The following is a 17,824-nucleotide window of genomic DNA, read 5'->3' as shown; positions in this document are numbered from 1 at the left end:
GCCCAAAGCCAGTGCCATGCCCCACACCCGGAGCCACCACCTCCCTCCCTACCGAGGGATCGTGGCCGTCGACGCCAAGGACTTCACCGGTTATCCAGCCATCGAGCACGGAGCGATCAGCCAGGCCATCCCGCAACTACTCCAGCGGGCGTTCGAGCGGGCTGGAGTCGCGGATGTATGGAAGGACCAAAGGTTCCCCGCGTCCACGGGCGACGGGTACGTTTTCGGCTTCGATCCGGCGTGGATGCCGTTCGTGATCCACCCATGGCTCCACACCCTCCAGGACGTGCTCGCCGAGTTCACCGTGCACTCCACGGGGACGGTGCGTATCCGGCTCCGGGTCAGCCTCCACATCGGGCCGTTGCCCGACTCGGGAGGTGAGTTCGACGGCAACGGCACACCGCGCAACGACACCCACCGGCTACTCGACTCCCGCCCGGTCAAGGCCATGCTGGCCGCCTCCAACGAGAACGTCACCCAGGTCGCCGCCATCCTCTCCGACCGCTGCTATCAGGACGCGGTGGCGAGCGGCTACACAGGGCGGCACCCCGACCACTTCATCGAGGTGCCTGCGACCGTCGAGGGCAAGCGATTCGATCAGCGGGCCTGGTTATACGTGCCTGCCCCCTCGGGCAATCTCTACGACCGTCGCATTCTGGGCGACCAGGTGGTCGAGGACCACGAGGCTCGGCGTGGGGATGACGACGGTGGACGGCGAACGACCAGGCGCGAGGCGGCATACCGGTCGGTGGCGATCAGGGCTGACAAGGGGAACGTGAATACCGGAACCGTGCACGGCGGCCAGAGTGTCAGCAACATGGACGTCGGCGGCGACTATGTCGGCGGCAACAAGGCGGGCACGGTCCACGGCAACCAGGGGGACACGGTCCAAGGCGACAAGAACGAGGGCCGCCGGTGAGCGCCGAGGAGCACTCGCCCGATGCGGAGAAGGCTGACGGCGAGTCCCGACTCCCGGATGAACCCAAGGGTCCGGCGGTGCAGCGGGAAGAGGACTATCCCGATGACGACGACTTCGCCGGCCCGTCCGGCACCGGAGGGTCCCGCTATTACATCCACGCCCCGTACGCGAACCTCAACGCCGGTTCCGTGCAAGGCGATCAGCATGTCGAGAACGTCAGCGGCACGGTCGGCCGCGGTGGTCGGAGAGTGGAGGCACACGAGGGCCCCATCTCCGCGCTGGAGATACTGCAGGCCCAGGCGGGATTCGCGGAACCCGACTGGTTCCCCACCGCGCTGACGGAACTCGACACCGGCGTCCTGTTCCTCGTAGGAGATCCTGGTACCGGACGCCGAACGGCGGCATTGAATCTGTTGTGTCGCCATACCGGTGGCAGCATGGACCTGCGAGCGGTTGACAGCGATGTGGACCTGTCTTCCTGGCGGCCCACCCAGGCCGGGGCGCGCGGGTATCTCGTGTACGGCCTGCTGCCCCAGCACCCCCTCGGCCCTGCGGTGATCGCCAACCTGCGCCGCCTGTTGAGCGATGCTCACGCCCGCATGGTCATCGTGCTGCCCGACGATCCAGAGCTTGTGCGCAGCCTGTCGCGCGACCTCCACGTGTCTCCTGTGCGGTGCGAACCCCCGCATCCCCGCGCCGTTTTCGACGCTCTATTCGAGTCTGCCGTACCGAGTCCCGCCGAACGTGACCGGCTTCTGGCGCAGCTGGAGCCGGGCATGCTGGACGAGTTGCTGACTCCCGAACTGGTCCCCGTCCAGGTCGCCGAGCTGGTCGCTGCGGTGAGCGGTGCGGGCGACGACGGGCCGGGCCTCACCGACCTCCGCAACCGCCTGAGCTTCCTCGCGGAGGGAGAGGCGCCGGGCCTGATCAAGGAGATCCGCGACGCCCCCGACGGACTCGCCTTCCTGCTGGCGGCCTGCGTCTTCGAGGGGCTGGACCACCGTATCGTCCTGGAGGAAGCGGAACGGCTCCTGATGCTGGCGGACGGGCGCCTGGACTCCGTACTGCCGGAGAGCAGCGATGCCGACGGCAGTCACGGTCCATCTCATCGCCAGGACGGTCCGCGGCTCAACCCGAAGTTCATCTTCCGGCGATCGCTCGACGAGCTGTTACGGATGGTGCGCGCGCAGCGTGCGCCCAAAGAGATCCGGAGCGGCTCCGGCTACACCTACGCGGTGGAGCCGGTGCGGTTCACCCGGCACCGGCAGGCGGAGACCGTGCTGCGCCATGTGTGGCGACAGTACGGCCAGTTGTCCGGGCTGCTGACGGACTGGATGGACAACGTTCCCCGGAACGAGCGCGAGTTGGCTGAGCCCGTGGGCCGGGTCATGGGCATGGCCGCCGGCTGGGGCGGCGGCCGCCGGGCGCTCCGGCATATCAGCAAGCTGGCCGACTCCGATCGTGGGACCAGCCGCACGATCGCCGCGTACGCGCTGGGCATGGCGGCGGAAGACCCGATTCTGGCGAGCGAGGTCAAGCACCGCCTCACCGACTGGAGCACGAATGCCAGCTGGCGGCTGCGCTCCACGGTCGCGTATGCCTGCAGTACGAACTTCGGTGTCTCCAGGCCGGATCTGGCAATGCGGCTGCTGCGGCATTCGTACCGCGGACGTGACGGGGACGAGTATGCCGTCGGTATGGCTGTACGCCGTGCTCTGCGCGAGCTCTTCGCGGCAGGCAGCCAGCTGACGGTTTTCCGCCACCTTGTCGACTGGGCTGATCGCGGGGTACCTGACGCGGAGCTGTCGCTCTGGGCCTTTCCGTACTTGCTGCGGGAGCCCTCCTGGTTCAAGGAACAGTTGCTCGCTGTAAGCGAGTTCACCGAAAAGATCACAGATCTCGTCCACCAGACTCTGAACGAGGATGAGTTGTTCGACGCCACGTGCGGCGCTCTGATCGGCTGGTGCCGGATCGCCTACTGGGACGAGCAGCAGAGTACGGCCGTGGAGACATTGCTTACCGCACTCGCTCAGGACATGCGGCACGGCGAGCTCCGCCTTTTCGTCGAGCTCGACCGGGCGGACGCCTCCGTACTGGCTGGACAGCACATAGCACGCCACGCGCTGGATGCCTGGCGGAAGGGTGAGCCTCGGCACTTCAGCTCTGCATCCCCGCATGGAGGACACGATGACCACTGAGAGCAACACGCCTGTCTACACCCGTGCCTCGCACGCCCCTTGGCGGGAGATCCTGTGGCAGCGCTGGTCCGGCCGGCTGGACCGTGCTCTGGTGCTGCGGGACCTGGGCGGGGGCTACCACCTTGCGGGGGCCCGGCACGCCACATCTCACGGAGCGGTCCTGCATACGGGCGAGGCACCAAAGGAGGCGGCCGCCTTCCGCACGAGGACGAGGCTGCGCGGGTACGACAGCGCGTACCTCGTCCAGCTCGATGAACATTCGGGGACACGGGCCGTTGCACTGCCGACTCACTACGGCACCGAGTCGGTGGACGTGCAAGTGCTGTGGTGGGTGCATGATCCGGTCCAGGTTGTGCAGTCGCGCACCACTCACGGCTGGCTCGCGGTGCGCAAGGCCCTCGACCGGCGTTTGCGTCACCTCAAGGAGGAGTACGCCGCCGACGGACACGGACTCGCCGCACCCGAGATGATGCAGAACCTGGCCGTACCGCGCGAGTTGCCGGACTGCGGCTTGACCTACCGAGCCACGGACATCTCCGCACGGGAAGACGATGGCGAACTGCGACTGGGCGAACCTGGAGATGCCAGTCTGCCGTATTCCTGGTCGGACACGAGCCGCGAGGAGTACGCGTTCTGCAAACAGGCTGTGCAGGACGGTCCGGTGTCGCTCGCGGCGCTCTGGCTGATCAGGCACCCCGATCAGGTCAGCCAGGTACTCGACTGGACAGTGAATCACTCCAGCCTTGTCCGGGGGGAGACCAACTGGCAGGACGAGGTGGCCGGCCTGCTGGGCAAGCTGACGACGCAGGAACGGCAGGAACTCTCCGAAATGCTGCGGGATCGGCTCGTCGCCCTGGGACGGCAGGTACCTGGGCAGCAACGCTCAGGGCTGGACGAAGAGAAGGTCCGCTCCCGCGTCAATGGCTGGGCTGCAGGCACGGTGAAAGGGCAGTCGTTGTGATGCGGGCAGCCGCTGGCCGGGGCCCGGTGCGGGGAGCGCTACGAAGCGTCGCTGCCAGGCCCCCGCGCCCGTCTCCCGCCCCTCGTCATCGGGTACTGCACAGGACACTGCGCCGCCGCCATCCGGCAGCCTGTTTTCCGCCGGGGCCGAGCCCGGAGACCGTGGCGGCGATGGAGCGCTTCATGGCTGCCAACGGCGTGGAACTCACGCGGGCGGATACCAAGGCCGCCGTGCTCCTGGGCTTCACGGGAGCAGTCCTCGGCGTCTTCATCACGGTGACCAGGAGCGCCGACGCCGGACAGGCACCCAACGCCTGGGAAATGCACGTACTCTGGTGGGCCGCTGTCATCAGTGCATTGCTGGCCATCGTCTCCTTCGTGTGCGCCATCGCCCCGCGCCGTCGCGGAGAGCGCCGCCGGGGCATGGTCGCTCCCGGTTACTTCGAGCACCTCACATCGGAACTGGGCGGCGAGCGGTTGAGCCGCGCCTTCGAACGGGTTGGGCACAATCCCACCGGCCCATTGCTGTCCTCCCTGGTGAGGACCAGCGAGATCATTCGCACCAAATACCGCTGGATCGAAACGGGAACCGTTCTGCTGCTTGTCGCACTTCCGCAGTTTGCCGTCACCCTACGGCCGACATGAGGAGAGCACGAAGAGACCGGCTGGGGTTGGACGATCATGTCCAACCCCAGCCGGTCCGAGACACCTGCCCGCTCCCGGATGGGACTGTCGCGGAGATCGATGTCGCCGCGGCGTCCCCGACGCCGCGGCTTCTCATGTACCGATGCAAAAGAGTGTGTCCAGCCGCCGAAGCCGCGACTCCGTCGGGGTTCAGGGGCTACCCGGCATCCTCGTGCTCGCCGTGATGTCGACCTTTGCGGAAGGGCGTGCCGCACCCGTTGAGGTCCCCTGCTGCGCGGGGGTGGCTGATTAGCTGTTCAGAGCGGGTTGACGTGGTTTCAGGTTCACTGGTTCGGCCGCTGCCTGGTCGGCGTAGTGCCTCTCCTCGAACTCGACGGGGCTGAGGTAGCCAGGCCGCTTCTGGATGCGGCGCGGGTTGTAGAAGCCGTCGATGTACTCGAAGAGCGGCGTCGGCAGTTCGATCATCGTTCCGCAGAACTGGCAGGTATTGCCGTACCACGCCTTGACCTGGCGCGTGACCCGGGAATCTCGGTATTGGGACTGCACTACTGCGGTACTTCGCTGGACAGGTGTATCGGGGAAGTCCGGGGCGGCGCTCTCTGCGTGCCACGAAGGCTCCACGCGAACGCCGGCCGAGCCCGCGTCGGTCGGCACGGCCACGCCGGTCTTGGCCAGGGGGTCCTCAAGCAGAGTGCTGTCCGCATGGGCGAGGTCGGCGACATCGCGAATGGAGCGCCACACCAGGGACCAAGCTGCGTCGATCATGTCCGGCTCGATGACGGGTGACATCTCTGCGGCGGCGAGTGCCGCTGCCACTCGAAGGGTGTGCTCCCCCACCCGGATCGTGAAGGCTGAGTCCCTTGGGACCGGGCTGTCTGGCAGTGTCGACTCCTCAAGAGCTCTGACCTCGCCCCACTTCTCTGCTGTGGCTCGCCCCCACTTCACTTCCCGTTGGCTTCCGATCGCCCATGAACACGCCTCGACCAGTTCGGGAGTGGGCCCGGTCTGCGCAGGGCGACCGTGGCGGGGGAGACCGCGGAGCTTGAACGGGAGGAAGCGGGAGTAGAAGGCGTCATCCCCTGGTGCGTACGGGCGCTGCTTCCATCCCACATCCGAGAGTCCCCAGAGGACTCCCACCATGGGCGGTATACGGTCCAGCTCCCGCTGGGCAGGAGTCCGCTTCTTCACGCCGGCCCTCGAGAAGTTGCTGCCGTCCCACGCCTGACGCAACGAGTGGTTGAGCTCACTCTGGAGTCGCTGCTTACCGCCCGAGGTCCGTTGGAAGGGAGAACTTTCAAGCAACGTGCTCTGCGGTGCGGAAGTGTGCAGGGAGAGGTAGCGGCGTGCTGATTCCACTGCGCTGAAGAGGTGGGTCACGCTGTTGACCGGGGCGCGCCCCGCCAGCGACGTGAACGAGTCCCGCACGCGCAGTGCACGCACCACACTCTGCGCCATCCCGTCGGAGGGGTGCCGGCTGTCTCCGACAAACGCAGTCCACACCAGGGTGGGGCGCGCCCCCGGTAGGTACGAGCGAACCTTCACGGTCGGCGCGATTGCGGTTGACCACACTGAGATGGTTGCTGCGTACATCTCTTCGGCGCGCAGGTCGTCGTGATCGACTCGATCATGGGCTGGGAGCCCGGGGGAGCGGCCCGGATGCGCGCCCGGTACATGCACGTGACGGGGACCATGCTCCGCAGGGTCGCGCAGCAAGTCGGAGATGCCCCCTGGGTCCCGCCCGGAGCTCCCGATGCCGACGGGAAGTCCGACTGAGACGAAAACTGAGACGGACAACGACGAAGGGCCCCACCGCGAGCGGTGGGGCCCTTCGACATCGTGCCCGGTGAGGCACTGGCGGAGGATACGAGATTCGAACTCGTGAGGGGTTGCCCCCAACACGCTTTCCAAGCGTGCGCCCTAGGCCTCTAGGCGAATCCTCCGCGGCAAACAATACAAGACGTTGAGGAGTGCTCGCGAACTCGTTCCCGCCCGCCGCCATCGGGTACTGTGGGCGCAGCCCCTCACGCGGCGCTATCTGACTGAACTCCCCCAGGGCCGGAAGGCAGCAAGGGTAGGTCGGCTCTGGCGGGTGCGTGGGGGGCGCTCGCGTTCCGGGGCGGGGCCGGTTGTCGGTGGGCGCCTATAACCTCGTATGCGTGTCGTCTCTCGCGCTGTACCGCCGCTATCGCCCGGAGTCGTTCGCCGAGGTCATCGGGCAGGAGCATGTCACCGACCCGTTGCAGCAGGCGCTGCGGAACGACCGGGTCAATCACGCGTACCTGTTCAGCGGACCGCGCGGATGTGGCAAGACGACCAGCGCGCGCATCCTGGCCCGCTGCCTGAACTGCGAGAAGGGCCCCACGCCCACGCCGTGCGGCGAGTGCCAGTCCTGTCAGGACCTGGCGCGGACCGGCCCCGGCTCCATCGACGTCATCGAGATCGACGCCGCGTCGCACGGCGGTGTGGACGACGCCCGTGACCTGCGGGAGAAGGCCTTCTTCGGGCCCGCCGGCAGCCGTTACAAGATCTACATCATCGACGAGGCCCACATGGTCACGTCGGCCGGTTTCAACGCGCTGCTCAAGGTCGTCGAGGAGCCGCCGGAGCATCTCAAGTTCATCTTCGCCACCACCGAGCCCGAGAAGGTCATCGGCACCATCCGGTCCCGGACGCACCACTACCCCTTCCGCCTCGTGCCGCCCGGCACGCTGCGGGAGTACCTCGGCGAGGTGTGCCAGAAGGAGAACATCCCGGTCGAGGAGGGGGTCCTGCCGCTCGTCGTGCGCTCCGGCGCCGGCTCCGTGCGTGACTCCATGTCCGTCATGGACCAGCTCCTCGCGGGCGCCGGCGAGGCCGGTGTGACGTACGCCATGGCCACCTCCCTCCTCGGATACACGGACGGCTCGCTGCTCGACTCCGTCGTCGAGTCGTTCGCCACCGGGGACGGGGCCGCCGCCTTCGAGGTCGTGGACCGGATCATCGAGGGGGGCAACGACCCGCGGCGGTTCGTCGCCGACCTGCTCGAGCGGCTGCGGGACCTCGTCATCCTCGCCGCGGTCCCGGACGCCGCCGAGAAGGGGCTCATCGACGCCCCCTCCGACGTCATCGAGCGGATGCAGGCCCAGGCGGGAGTCTTCGGCGCCGCCGAGCTGAGCCGCGCCGCCGACCTCGTCAACCAGGGCCTCACCGAGATGCGCGGCGCCCACTCGCCCCGCCTCCAGCTCGAGCTGATCTGCGCCCGTGTCCTGCTCCCGGCCGCCTACGGAGACGAGCGGTCGGTGATGGCCCGCCTCGACCGGATCGAGCGCGGCGTGAACTTCTCCGCGGGCTCGGCCCCCGCCGGAATGCCCGCCGTGGGGTACGCCCCCGGCGCGGAGGCCCACGCGGCGGCCGCGCCGGCCCCGTACGGCGTCCCCGTCCCGCCCGCCGCCGCTCCCGCCCCGCCGGGGGGCGGCGCGGCGGCCGCCCGCGCCGCGGTACGCGGCTCGGCGACTCCGAGCGGCCCGGCGACTCCGAGCGGCCCGGCGACTCCGAGCGGCCCGGCGACTCCGGGTGCTCCGGCGGCTCCGAGCGGCCCCGCGGCCCACACCCCTCATGCGTCCCAGGCCCCTCAGACGCCTCCCTCGCCCCAGCAGGCCCCCGCGGCACCCGTCCCGGCCGCCCCGGCCGCCCCCGCCCAAGCGAGCCCCGCCCTCGCTCCCGGCGCCTGGCCCACCGCCACCGCCGTCGGCAGCGGTCGTAGGCCCGGCGGCTGGCCCACCGCGACGCCCGCAGGCGGCGGACGCCCTCCGGCGACCCCCGCCCCGGCCGCCGCGTCCGCCCCGGCACCGGCCGGACCCGCAGCCGCTCCGGCCGCCGCCTACGCCCCGCCCGCCGGCGGCCCCGACCCCCGCACGCTCTGGCCCAACATCCTGGAGGCGGTCAAGAACCGCCGCCGCTTCACCTGGATCCTCCTCAGCCAGAACGCCCAGGTCGCGGGCTTCGACGGCACCACGCTCCAGATCGCCTTCGTCAACTCCGGCGCCCGCGACAACTTCGTCAGCAGCGGCAGCGAGGAAGTGCTGCGGCAGGCGCTGGCCGAGCAGTTCAACGTCCAGTGGAAGGTCGACGCGCTCGTCGACCCGTCCGGCGGCTCCGCGACCCCGCCGGCCGGCGGCTTCGGCGGTCCCCCGGCCCCGCCCGGCCCCGGCGGCCCCCACGTTCCGGGCGGTTACGGCGGTGGTTACGGAGCCCCCGCACCGGCTCCCGGAGCCGGTGCGGGCGGCGGCACGCCGACCGCTCACACCCCGAACGCCTCCCCTCCCCCCGGCCCCCCGCAGGCCCGGTCGGCCCCGCCCCCGTCCTCCGCCCACGCCGCCCCGAGAACCCGGTCCGCCGCGCCCGAGCACGTCGCCATCGAGGACGACATCCCCGAGGACGACGATCCCGACCTCAACGAGTCGGCCCTCTCCGGGCACGACCTGATCGTGCGCGAGCTGGGCGCGACCGTCGTGGACGAGTTCACCAACGAGTAGCGGGCGCGCCCGCCGCCCGGAAGGCGACGCCTGCCCGAAGGGCGGCCACCCCGGCCGAGGCCGCCCACGGTCGCACTCACCCACCTCACGGGCACACCGGCCGACGGGGCATTCGGCCGACAGGGCACCCCGGCCCGCGGTCGCCCCAGCCCACGGCCCCGCTTCGGAGAAACCTACGAACACCTCGCCCCCCGTCCTTCGGAAGCCCGCACAAGCACCCGGAGCCGGGCCGGTTAGGCTGACCCCGTGAACGTCCTCGTCATCGGCAGCGGCGCCCGCGAACACGCCCTGTGCCGCTCACTGTCCCTCGACCCCGCGGTCACCGCGCTGCACTGCGCCCCCGGCAACGCCGGCATCGGCGAGGTCGCCGAACTGCACCCGGTCGACGCCCTGGACGGCAAGGCCGTGTCCGCGCTGGCCACCGAGCTGGGCGCGCAGCTCGTGATCGTGGGCCCGGAGGCGCCCCTGGTCGCCGGGGTCGCCGACGCCGTGCGCGCGGCGGGCATCCCGGTGTTCGGCCCCTCCAAGGAGGCCGCCCGGCTGGAGGGCTCCAAGGCGTTCGCGAAGGACGTGATGGCCGCGGCCGGTGTGCCGACCGCCCGCTCCTACGTCTGCACCACGCCCGCCGAGGCCGCCGCCGCCCTCGACGCCTTCGGCGCGCCCTACGTCGTCAAGGACGACGGCCTGGCCGCCGGCAAGGGTGTCGTCGTGACCGCCGACCTGGAGGTCGCGAAGGCGCACGCCGCCGCCTGTGACCGGGTGGTCGTCGAGGAGTTCCTCGACGGCCCCGAGGTCTCCCTCTTCGCCGTCACCGACGGCGAGACGGTGGTGCCGCTCCGGCCCGCCCAGGACTTCAAGCGCGCCCTGGACGGCGACGAGGGCCCGAACACCGGCGGCATGGGCGCGTACTCCCCGCTGCCCTGGGCCGACCCCAAGCTGGTCGACGAGGTGATGGAGACCGTCCTCCAGCCGACCGTCGACGAGATGCGCCGCCGCGGCACCCCGTTCTCGGGCCTGCTCTACGCCGGACTCGCCATCACCGGTCGCGGCGTGCGGGTCATCGAGTTCAACGCCCGCTTCGGAGACCCCGAGACCCAGGTCGTCCTGGCCCGCCTGAAGACTCCGCTGGCGGGCGTGCTGATGGCCGCCGCCACCGGCGACCTCGCCGGCCTGCCGCCCCTGCGCTGGAGCGACGAGGCGGCCGTCACCGTGGTCGTGGCCTCGCACAACTACCCCGGCACCCCGCGCACCGGCGACCCGATCACCGGCCTCGACGAGGTGGTCGCCGAGGACGCCCCGCACGCGTACGTGCTGCACGCCGGCACCCGGCGCGACGGCGACACGGTGGTCAGCGCGGGCGGCCGCGTCCTGTCCGTCACGGCGACCGGCGCGGACCTCGCCCAGGCCCGGGAACGGGCGTACCGGGCGGTCGCGCGCATCGGTCTGGACGGTTCCCGGCACCGCACGGACATCGCCGCGAAGGCGGCGGCCGAGGCGAGCTGATCCGAGCGGGCGCACAGCTCCCAGCGGGCACTTCCAGGCCCCGGGTCCAGGACGGAAACGTCCGTCGGATCCGGGGCCTGTTCCGTGCCCGCAGACACCCACCTTTCCCCAAAGCCATTCCATCGGGTGAGCGCTCTTCCATCCGGCTGACGGACGCCGACGTGCCAACTAGGGTGCGGCGCAAGCGTTCCGGCACTTGGCCCACCGGCATTGCGATGTCAGTGACGCCTGCCACAGTGGGGGAGTGAGCAAGACCAGGAGGACCGGGACGGCCTGCACTGAGGGGAGGGGGTGAGGTCCGGAGTGACCGGTATCGGAGTGGAGGCGCGCGCCCAGGGGGCGCGGGCGAGGGCGCTGGCGGTGCTGCGGATCCGCAGCCGGGCGCTGGCCGTCGCGCTGCTGCCCGCCGCGGCGGCGGTGATCCTGCTCGCGGGCGGTTCCAGCGGCCGCTTCGTGGGCCACGGCTGGGACATCGCCCGTTGGGCGACGTCCGTGCTCGCGGTCCTCGTGCTGCTGGCCGCCGGGGTGGTCGCCCTGGTCGTCGCCCGGGCCCGGCCCGCCGTCACTCCCACGGTCGCGATCGCCGAGAGCGCGGCCCCCGATCTGTACCGGCTGGTGCGCGACCTCGCCGACCGTCTCGACGTGCCCGCGCCGTCCGCGATAGCGCTCACCCCCGACTGCGACAGCTGGCTGGAGGACCGCACCCACCCGGCCCACGGCCCGCCCGCGCCCCGCGCGCGCGACGAGATAGCCGGTCCCGGACACCACCCCCACGGCCGTACGACGACGGCGCCGGTCCTCGTCATCGGCTCCCCGTTCCTGTGGTGGATGCGGGTGGGCGAGCTGCGTGCCGTCCTCGCGCCGGTCGTCGCCGGTACGGGCCCTTCGGCGCACCCCGACATAGCGGCGGCCCGGCGCTTCGTGCGCGGGCTGGACGCCGCGGTGGCGGCTTCGGCCGACCGCGGACGGAGCCCCGGCGTGCGGCTGCTCGGCGCGGGCATCGGCTGGGTCGCCCGCCTGCTGCTGCGGAGCTGCCAGGCGCACGCGGCGGAGATGGAGCGCGGGGTGGCCGCGGCGGCGGCCGAACGGGCCCAGACCGTGGACTACGGGCTGCGGATCGTCGCCCAGGAGCAGGTCGGGCTGGCGTACGCCGGCTGGGACCGGCTCCTCACCCGTGTGGCGCTGCCCGCCTGGCGGATGGGCCGCTGGCCCTCCCGGCTCGACGTCGGGGTGGTCGCCGCCCTCACCGAGCTGTCCCGGCGCGACCGCCTGGCCGAGGGCTTCGCCTCCCGGCTGGGCGAGCGCCCCGCCTGCGATCTGCTGGAGGAGCCCGGCGTGATCGACGAGGCCACGTCGCTCCTCGCCGCCCGCCTCTTCCACGGCGGCCCGGCCGAGACCGGCCCCGACTGGTCCCCGGTCGCCTGGCAGGAGTATCCGGACGAGGTCGTCGACCGCAAGTGGCGTACCGACGCGGCCCGTCTCCACCGCGTGCTGGACGCCCTGGGCGTCCGCCGCCCCACCCCGGCCGCGGACGGACCCACCCTGGCGCGCGTGCTGGACCACCTCACCGGTCCCGGCCCCGCCCGGGACGGAGAGCCCGGCCCCGCCTCCCGCACCCCCTTCGGCGACGCGGACGAGGACGACGGGTTCCCCCAGAACCCCCGAAGCGCCGCCCTGGCCGCCCGCCTCGGGGCCGAGGTCGCCCGCGAGGAGGCCGAGGGCGCGCCGTCGGGGCCGGGAGGGCGACCGGCCGGCCAGGGAACCGAGGCCGCGCTCTGGGACGACCGCGCGCTCCCGCTCTTCCCGCTCCAGCCCCCGCGCACCGACCGCGAACTGCTCGCCGACCACGTCACGGCGATGGTCTGCTGCGCCGCGATGGACATCGTGGGCGCCACCCCCGGCCTCGACTGGCTCGACGGTCCGACCCTCCTGGTCGACGGCGAGCGCGTGACCGACCTGACGGCCCGCGTGCTGAGCCTGGTCGAGGACGGCGACGCGATCCCGCTGCGCACCTGGCTGGTGGAAGTGGGCATACGCCCGGAGAAGCCCGTGCGCCTCGGCTGACGAGGGCCGGTCGGAAGGCCGACCGCCGCCCACGACGGAGCACTTAGTTCCACTTTCAGCCAATTCGCGACGAACGGTGACCGCCTGCAGGCGTTGTGTGATGTGCTGGGACCGATCCCGCTCACGGCAAGCGCCGGCGACATAGGACAGCCGCACACAACGCGCGAATCGTCGCACCGTGCCACGCCACGGGCAGGACACGACCAGCCAGGCACGCCCGTACACCCAGCAACGGGCATGCCCCGGGCGCACCGCCTGCCGACCACAGGCACCCGCCCGGAACCCGCACAGCCGTATCCGCACCGCACGCGAACAGGCTGCACACACACCGGCAATACGGGGGTCAGAGGGAGGGAAGCACCATGGGACACAAGCACATCCGCCGATGGGAATCGGGAGCGCTGGCGCACGCCGTGACGGATCCCTTCGGCCAGGGCCCCCTCCCGTGGCTGCGCGGCAGTGAGACCTACTTCGACGACACCGGTCAGGTCGTCCCCTGGTACGTCGACCCGGTCCCCGCCGTCACCCCGGAGCCGGCCCCCCGGATCCCGTCCCCCCGCTCCGGCGGAGGCCCCCGCTCCGCCGACGACGTCCGCCGTCAGATCAAGGGGTTCACCGCCACCGGCGCGGTCGCCCCGGGCGAGGCCATCGACTTCCACATCACCGTCGACCCGCCCCAGGAATTCAGCGTCGACATCTACCGCATCGGCCACTACGACGGTGACGGTGCGGCCAAGATCACCACCAGCCCCCGTCTCCCCGGCATCGTCCAACCCCCGCCCCTGACGGCCGACCGCACGGTCTCCTGCCACCACTGGTGGCTGTCCTGGCGCCTCCAGGTCCCGTCGTACTGGAACGTCGGGGCGTACGTCGCCGTCCTCACCACCGCCGACGGCTACCGCTCCCACATCCCGTTCACCGTCCGCGACAACCGTCCGGCCGACCTCCTCCTGCTGCTCCCCGACATCACCTGGCAGGCCTACAACCTCTACCCCGAGGACGGCCGCACCGGCGCCAGCCTCTACCACGCCTGGGACGAGGACGGCCGCCTCCTCGGCGAGGCCGACGCGGCGACGACCGTCTCCTTCGACCGGCCGTACGCGGGCGCCGGACTCCCCCTGCACGTCGGCCACGCCTACGACTTCATCCGCTGGGCCGAGCGCTACGGCTACGACCTCGCCTACGCCGACGCCCGCGATCTGCACGCCGGTCACGTCCAGCCCACCCGCTACCGCGGCCTGGTCTTCCCCGGCCACGACGAGTACTGGTCGACGGCCATGCGCCGCACCGTGGAACTCGCCCGCGACAGCGGCACCTCACTCGTGTTCCTCTCCGCCAACACCCTGTACTGGCAGGTGGAGCTGGGCCCCTCCCCGTCCGGCGCCCCCGGCCGCCTGCTGACCTGCCGGAAACGCAAGGGCCCCGGCAGGCCCGTGCTGTGGCGCGAGATCGACCGCGCGGAACAGCAGCTGGTGGGCATCCAGTACGCGGGCCGGGTCCCCGAACCCCACCCCCTGATCGTGCGCAACGCCGGTCACTGGCTGTGGGAGGCGACCGGCGCACACGAGGGCGACGGCATCGACGGCCTGGTCGCGGGCGAGGCCGACCGCTACTTCCCGCGCACCCCGCTGCCGCCCCACGAGGAACGCACCCTCCTCGCGCACTCCCCCTACACCGACAGCAGGGGCGCCCTGCGTCACCAGGAGACCTCCCTCTACCGGGCCCCCTCCGGCGCCCTGGTCTTCGCCTCCGGCACCTTCGCCTGGTCCCCGGCCCTGGACCGTCCCGGCCACGTGGACCCCCGCGTCCAGCGCGCCACGGCGAACCTCCTGGACCGCATCTGCAAGCGCGACTGAAGGACCCTCGGCCGCGGCCCGCCCGGCCCGCGCCGCCGTCCCTCCCCCGGCCCGGGCCCGGTCCCGCACCGTCCGCCCGGGCCCGCGCCCGTCCGCCCGGCCGCCCCGCCCGGCCGTGCCCCCGACCCCCGCTGTCCGCGGCTGATCCCGATGTACGGGACAATCGAGCCACTCAGACAGAACCACGGGGAGGAACCGTGTCCGGATTCGTAGAAAAGCCCGAACCCCTGGAGGTGCCGGGCCTGGTGCATCTGCACACCGGCAAGGTGCGCGAGCTGTACCAGAACGAGGCCGGCGACCTCGTGATGGTCGCCAGCGACCGCATCTCCGCCTACGACTGGGTCCTGCCCACCGAGATCCCCGACAAGGGCCGCGTCCTGACGCAGCTCTCCCTGTGGTGGTTCGACCAGCTCGCCGACCTCGTCCCGCACCACGTGCTGAGCACCGAGCTGCCCGTCGGCGCCCCCGCCGACTGGGCCGGCCGCACCCTCGTCTGCAAGTCGCTGAAGATGGTCCCGGTCGAGTGCGTGGCCCGCGGCTACCTCACCGGCTCGGGCCTGGCCGAGTACGAGCAGTCCCGCACGGTCTGCGGCCTCGCCCTCCCCGAAGGCCTGGCCGACGGCTCCGAGCTGCCCGCCCCGATCTTCACCCCGGCCACCAAGGCCGCGGTCGGCGACCACGACGAGAACGTCTCCTACGAGGAGGTCGCCCGCCAGGTCGGCGCCGACACCGCCGCCCGGCTGCGCCAGACGACCCTCGCGGTCTACGGCCGGGCCCGGGACATCGCCCGCGACCGGGGCATCATCCTCGCGGACACCAAGTTCGAGTTCGGCTTCGAGGGCGAGACGCTCGTCATCGCCGACGAGGTCCTCACCCCGGACTCCTCCCGCTTCTGGCCGGCCGACACCTGGCAGCCGGGCCGCGCGCAGCCGTCGTACGACAAGCAGTTCGTGCGGGACTGGCTGACCTCGGAGGCCTCCGGCTGGGACCGTGCCGGCGAGCAGCCGCCGCCGGCGCTGCCCCAGGAGGTCGTGGACGCGACCCGCGCCAAGTACATCGAGGCGTACGAGCGGTTGACGGGCACGAGCTGGTCGTAGCGCTCCCGGGCACGACAAAGCCCCCCGGCCGAGACCGGGGGGCTTGATCCGGAGCGGACGACGAGGCTCGAACTCGCGACCTCAACCTTGGCAAGGTTGCGCTCTACCAACTGAGCTACGTCCGCAGTGCGCCGTGGCGCGAGAGCAACTATACCCAACCCCGCTCACGCGCGAGACGTACCGCCGCGTGGCGGTTCTCCGCCCCCAGCTTGGACACGGCCGACGACAGGTAGTTGCGCACCGTCCCCGGCGACAGCGCGGCCCGCTCGGCGATCTCCGTGACGGGCGCCCCGTCGGCGGCGAGTTCGAGCACCTCCGCCTCGCGCGAGGTCAGCGGGGAGTCCCCGGCGGCGATCGCGTCGGCGGCCAACTCGGGGTCGACGTAACGGTTTCCGGCTCGCACGGTACGGATGATCTCCGCGAGCCGCTGTGCGCTCACCGTCTTCGGGACGAACCCGCGCACACCCGCCGCAAGCGCCCGTTTCAGATGGCCGGGGCGGCCGTGGCTGGTCACGATCAACGCCTGGCAGTCGGGCAGTTCGGCCCGCAGCGATGTGGCGACCTTCACACCGTCGGCGCCCGGCATCTGAAGATCCAGGACGGCCACGTCCGGCCGGTGCGCCCGTGCCATCGCCAGGGCCTCGGGCCCGGTGGCCGCCTCGGCGACGATCACCAGGTCGTCCTCCAGCGAGAGCAGCGCGGCCAGCGCGCCCCGGATCAGGTGTTCGTCGTCGGCGAGCAGCACCCGCACCACACCGCTCACGAGGCGGCCTCGCCCACCACGACGTCCGTCACGGCCAGCGGCACCTCGGCCACCACCCGGAACACCCCGGCCCCGGCGATCCCCGCCTCCAGCGTCCCGTCCACCTTCCGCAACCGCTCCGCCAGCCCGGCCAGCCCCGACCCCCCGCCGGACGCCCCGACGCCGTCCGCCCGGTCCGCCCCGTCGTTCTCCACCGTCAGCACCACCTTCCCGCCGGTCACCCGGACCTCCACCGCACACCGCCCCGCGTCCCCGTGCCGCAGCACGTTCGTGGTCGTCTCCCGCACCACCCAGCCGAGCGCCGACTGCACCTCGGCGGGCAGCCCGCCGGCCTCCCCGCGCACCTCGCAGTCGATCCCGGCCGCCGTCAGGACCCCCTGCGCGCCGACGAGTTCGATCCCGAGGTCGGCCTCCCGGTACCCGCGTACGACGTCCCGCACCTCCCGCTGGGACTCCCGCGCGATCCGCTGGACCTCGATCATCTGCTCGACGGCCTCGGGGCGTTCCCGACGGGCCAGTTGCACCGCCAGCTCGCTCTTGAGGGCGATCACCGCCAGGTTCCGGCCCATCACGTCGTGCAGGTCGCGGCCGAACCGCAGCCGTTCCTCGGCGACGGCGAGCCGGGCGCGGGTCTCGCGGGCCTCGTCGAGCCGGTAGACGGTGTCGAGGAGCCAGACCGAGAAGACGGAGGTGGTGGCCATGAAACCGCCGCCGAGGAGCACCGCCGCCATCGAGGCCAGGACGGCCGGGCCGGGCGCGCCGAGCAGCAGCGCCAGGCCTCCGGCGCCCACGGCGTGGGCGGCGACGACCGCGAGAGCGTGCCGCCAGCCGCGGACGCCGAGGGCGGTGACGCCCGCCGCGAAGACCAGGGCGACGCCGAAGACCCCGCCCGCGGCGGTGTCCACCGCCTTGCCGCCCGGACCGCCCGGACCGTGATCGGCGGTCCACAGCGCGACCACCGCGACCGCGGCGGTGACGAGGGCGAACGCCGCCATCAGCCGCACGGGCCGGGGCCGCCGGCCCCGTGTCCAGTCCAGCGCCCGCGAGGCCGTCACCGCGGACAGCGCGCAGTGCGCGGCCAGCACCGACGGCAGCCACAGCGCGGATCCCCGCCACGCCCCGCTGCCGAACGGCACCCCCACCGCCGCGAACTCGGCCAGCGCGAAGAAGTGGAACGACCAGCGCGTGTAGGTCTCGACCTTCGCCGGCGAACTCTTCCGCCGCCACCAGCCACCCGCCCCGAGCACGTCCGTCCCGCGAAAGCCGGTCTCTCCCGCCCCGCGCATCTGCGTCTCTCCCCCGTGT

The 17,824-nt window shown here is 71.9% G+C and carries 12 protein-coding genes, 2 tRNA genes, 1 other RNA gene and 1 pseudogene; 11 read left to right on the top strand and 5 right to left on the bottom strand.

What is annotated here, in order from left to right:
• Positions 1–16: 16 nt before the first annotated feature.
• The 4 genes from AB0N31_RS22595 to AB0N31_RS22580 all read left to right on the top strand — a co-directional run bounded on the left by AB0N31_RS22595 (position 17) and on the right by AB0N31_RS22580 (position 4,722).
• Positions 17–919: a hypothetical protein gene (locus tag AB0N31_RS22595; RefSeq protein ID WP_366060230.1), complete on the top strand. Its 903-nt coding sequence runs from the start codon at positions 17–19 to the stop codon at positions 917–919.
• Entirely contained in the window at positions 916–3,117 is a 2,202-nt protein-coding gene (locus tag AB0N31_RS22590; protein WP_366060188.1) for a hypothetical protein, read from the top strand. Before AB0N31_RS22595 ends, AB0N31_RS22590 begins: the two co-directional genes overlap by 4 nt.
• Positions 3,107–4,078, top strand: coding sequence for a hypothetical protein (locus tag AB0N31_RS22585; RefSeq protein WP_366060187.1), 972 nt, complete (start codon positions 3,107–3,109; stop codon positions 4,076–4,078). Before AB0N31_RS22590 ends, AB0N31_RS22585 begins: the two co-directional genes overlap by 11 nt.
• A 170-nt stretch (positions 4,079–4,248) precedes the next feature.
• The gene (locus tag AB0N31_RS22580) at positions 4,249–4,722 is read left to right on the top strand and encodes a Pycsar system effector family protein (RefSeq protein ID WP_366060186.1); all 474 of its coding nucleotides are present in this window, start codon (positions 4,249–4,251) and stop codon (positions 4,720–4,722) included.
• A 288-nt stretch (positions 4,723–5,010) separates the two neighbouring features.
• Here AB0N31_RS22580 and AB0N31_RS22575 read toward each other — a convergent pair whose 3' ends face one another.
• Complete coding sequence (locus tag AB0N31_RS22575; RefSeq protein WP_366060185.1) at positions 5,011–5,538, bottom strand: IS3 family transposase; 528 nt, start codon at positions 5,536–5,538, stop codon at positions 5,011–5,013.
• Positions 5,539–6,330: 792 nt separating this feature from the next.
• Here AB0N31_RS22575 and AB0N31_RS22570 point away from each other — a divergent pair.
• Positions 6,331–6,495 (top strand): annotated as a pseudogene (locus AB0N31_RS22570) (site-specific integrase); the annotation flags it as partial.
• Between the two features lie 79 nt (positions 6,496–6,574).
• Here the strand turns inward: AB0N31_RS22570 and AB0N31_RS22565 are convergent.
• Positions 6,575–6,662, bottom strand: a tRNA-Ser gene (locus AB0N31_RS22565).
• Positions 6,663–6,734: 72 nt separating this feature from the next.
• On the opposite strand from AB0N31_RS22565, the gene ffs reads away from it, so the two are divergent.
• The 6 genes from ffs (at position 6,735) to AB0N31_RS22535 (ending at position 15,756) form a co-directional block, all read left to right on the top strand.
• An RNA gene (ffs, locus tag AB0N31_RS22560) (signal recognition particle sRNA small type) lies at positions 6,735–6,833 on the top strand.
• Between the two features lie 45 nt (positions 6,834–6,878).
• The gene (locus AB0N31_RS22555) at positions 6,879–9,236 is read left to right on the top strand and encodes a DNA polymerase III subunit gamma and tau (RefSeq protein ID WP_366060184.1); all 2,358 of its coding nucleotides are present in this window, start codon (positions 6,879–6,881) and stop codon (positions 9,234–9,236) included.
• Between the two features lie 246 nt (positions 9,237–9,482).
• Entirely contained in the window at positions 9,483–10,739 is a 1,257-nt protein-coding gene (gene purD, locus AB0N31_RS22550; RefSeq protein WP_366060183.1) for a phosphoribosylamine--glycine ligase, read from the top strand.
• A gap of 303 nt (positions 10,740–11,042) precedes the next feature.
• Positions 11,043–12,803: a hypothetical protein gene (locus AB0N31_RS22545; protein WP_366060182.1), complete on the top strand. Its 1,761-nt coding sequence runs from the start codon at positions 11,043–11,045 to the stop codon at positions 12,801–12,803.
• Positions 12,804–13,165: 362 nt separating this feature from the next.
• A complete protein-coding gene (locus AB0N31_RS22540) occupies positions 13,166–14,659 on the top strand; it encodes a N,N-dimethylformamidase beta subunit family domain-containing protein (protein ID WP_366060181.1) in 1,494 nt (497 codons plus the stop codon).
• A 197-nt stretch (positions 14,660–14,856) separates the two neighbouring features.
• Entirely contained in the window at positions 14,857–15,756 is a 900-nt protein-coding gene (locus AB0N31_RS22535; protein WP_366060179.1) for a phosphoribosylaminoimidazolesuccinocarboxamide synthase, read from the top strand.
• Between the two features lie 52 nt (positions 15,757–15,808).
• Here the strand turns inward: AB0N31_RS22535 and AB0N31_RS22530 are convergent.
• From AB0N31_RS22530 to AB0N31_RS22520, 3 genes are all read right to left on the bottom strand, one after another.
• Positions 15,809–15,881: transfer RNA gene (locus AB0N31_RS22530), tRNA-Gly, on the bottom strand.
• Between the two features lie 23 nt (positions 15,882–15,904).
• A complete protein-coding gene (locus AB0N31_RS22525; RefSeq protein WP_366060178.1) occupies positions 15,905–16,519 on the bottom strand; it encodes a response regulator transcription factor in 615 nt (204 codons plus the stop codon).
• On the bottom strand, positions 16,516–17,805 hold the full coding sequence (locus tag AB0N31_RS22520; protein WP_366060177.1) for a histidine kinase: 1,290 nt from the start codon (positions 17,803–17,805) through the stop codon (positions 16,516–16,518). The genes AB0N31_RS22525 and AB0N31_RS22520 overlap by 4 nt, the downstream gene beginning before the upstream one ends.
• Between the last annotated feature and the right edge of the window lie 19 nt (positions 17,806–17,824).

The organism is Streptomyces sp. NPDC051051 (assembly GCF_040682975.1).
Lineage (GTDB): Bacteria > Actinomycetota > Actinomycetes > Streptomycetales > Streptomycetaceae > Streptomyces.
This window is presented reverse-complemented; position numbering and strand designations above follow the sequence as displayed.

Bases quoted from the DNA above. Each gene is read 5' to 3' on its own strand.
- AB0N31_RS22585 (WP_366060187.1), top strand. From the start codon at position 3,107: ATGACCACTGAGAGCAACACGCCTGTCTACACCCGTGCCTCGCACGCC.
- AB0N31_RS22595 (WP_366060230.1), top strand. From the start codon at position 17: ATGCCCCACACCCGGAGCCACCACCTCCCTCCCTACCGAGGGATCGTG.
- AB0N31_RS22520 (WP_366060177.1), bottom strand. From the start codon at position 17,805: ATGCGCGGGGCGGGAGAGACCGGCTTTCGCGGGACGGACGTGCTCGGG.
- AB0N31_RS22540 (WP_366060181.1), top strand. From the start codon at position 13,166: ATGGGACACAAGCACATCCGCCGATGGGAATCGGGAGCGCTGGCGCAC.
- AB0N31_RS22580 (WP_366060186.1), top strand. From the start codon at position 4,249: ATGGAGCGCTTCATGGCTGCCAACGGCGTGGAACTCACGCGGGCGGAT.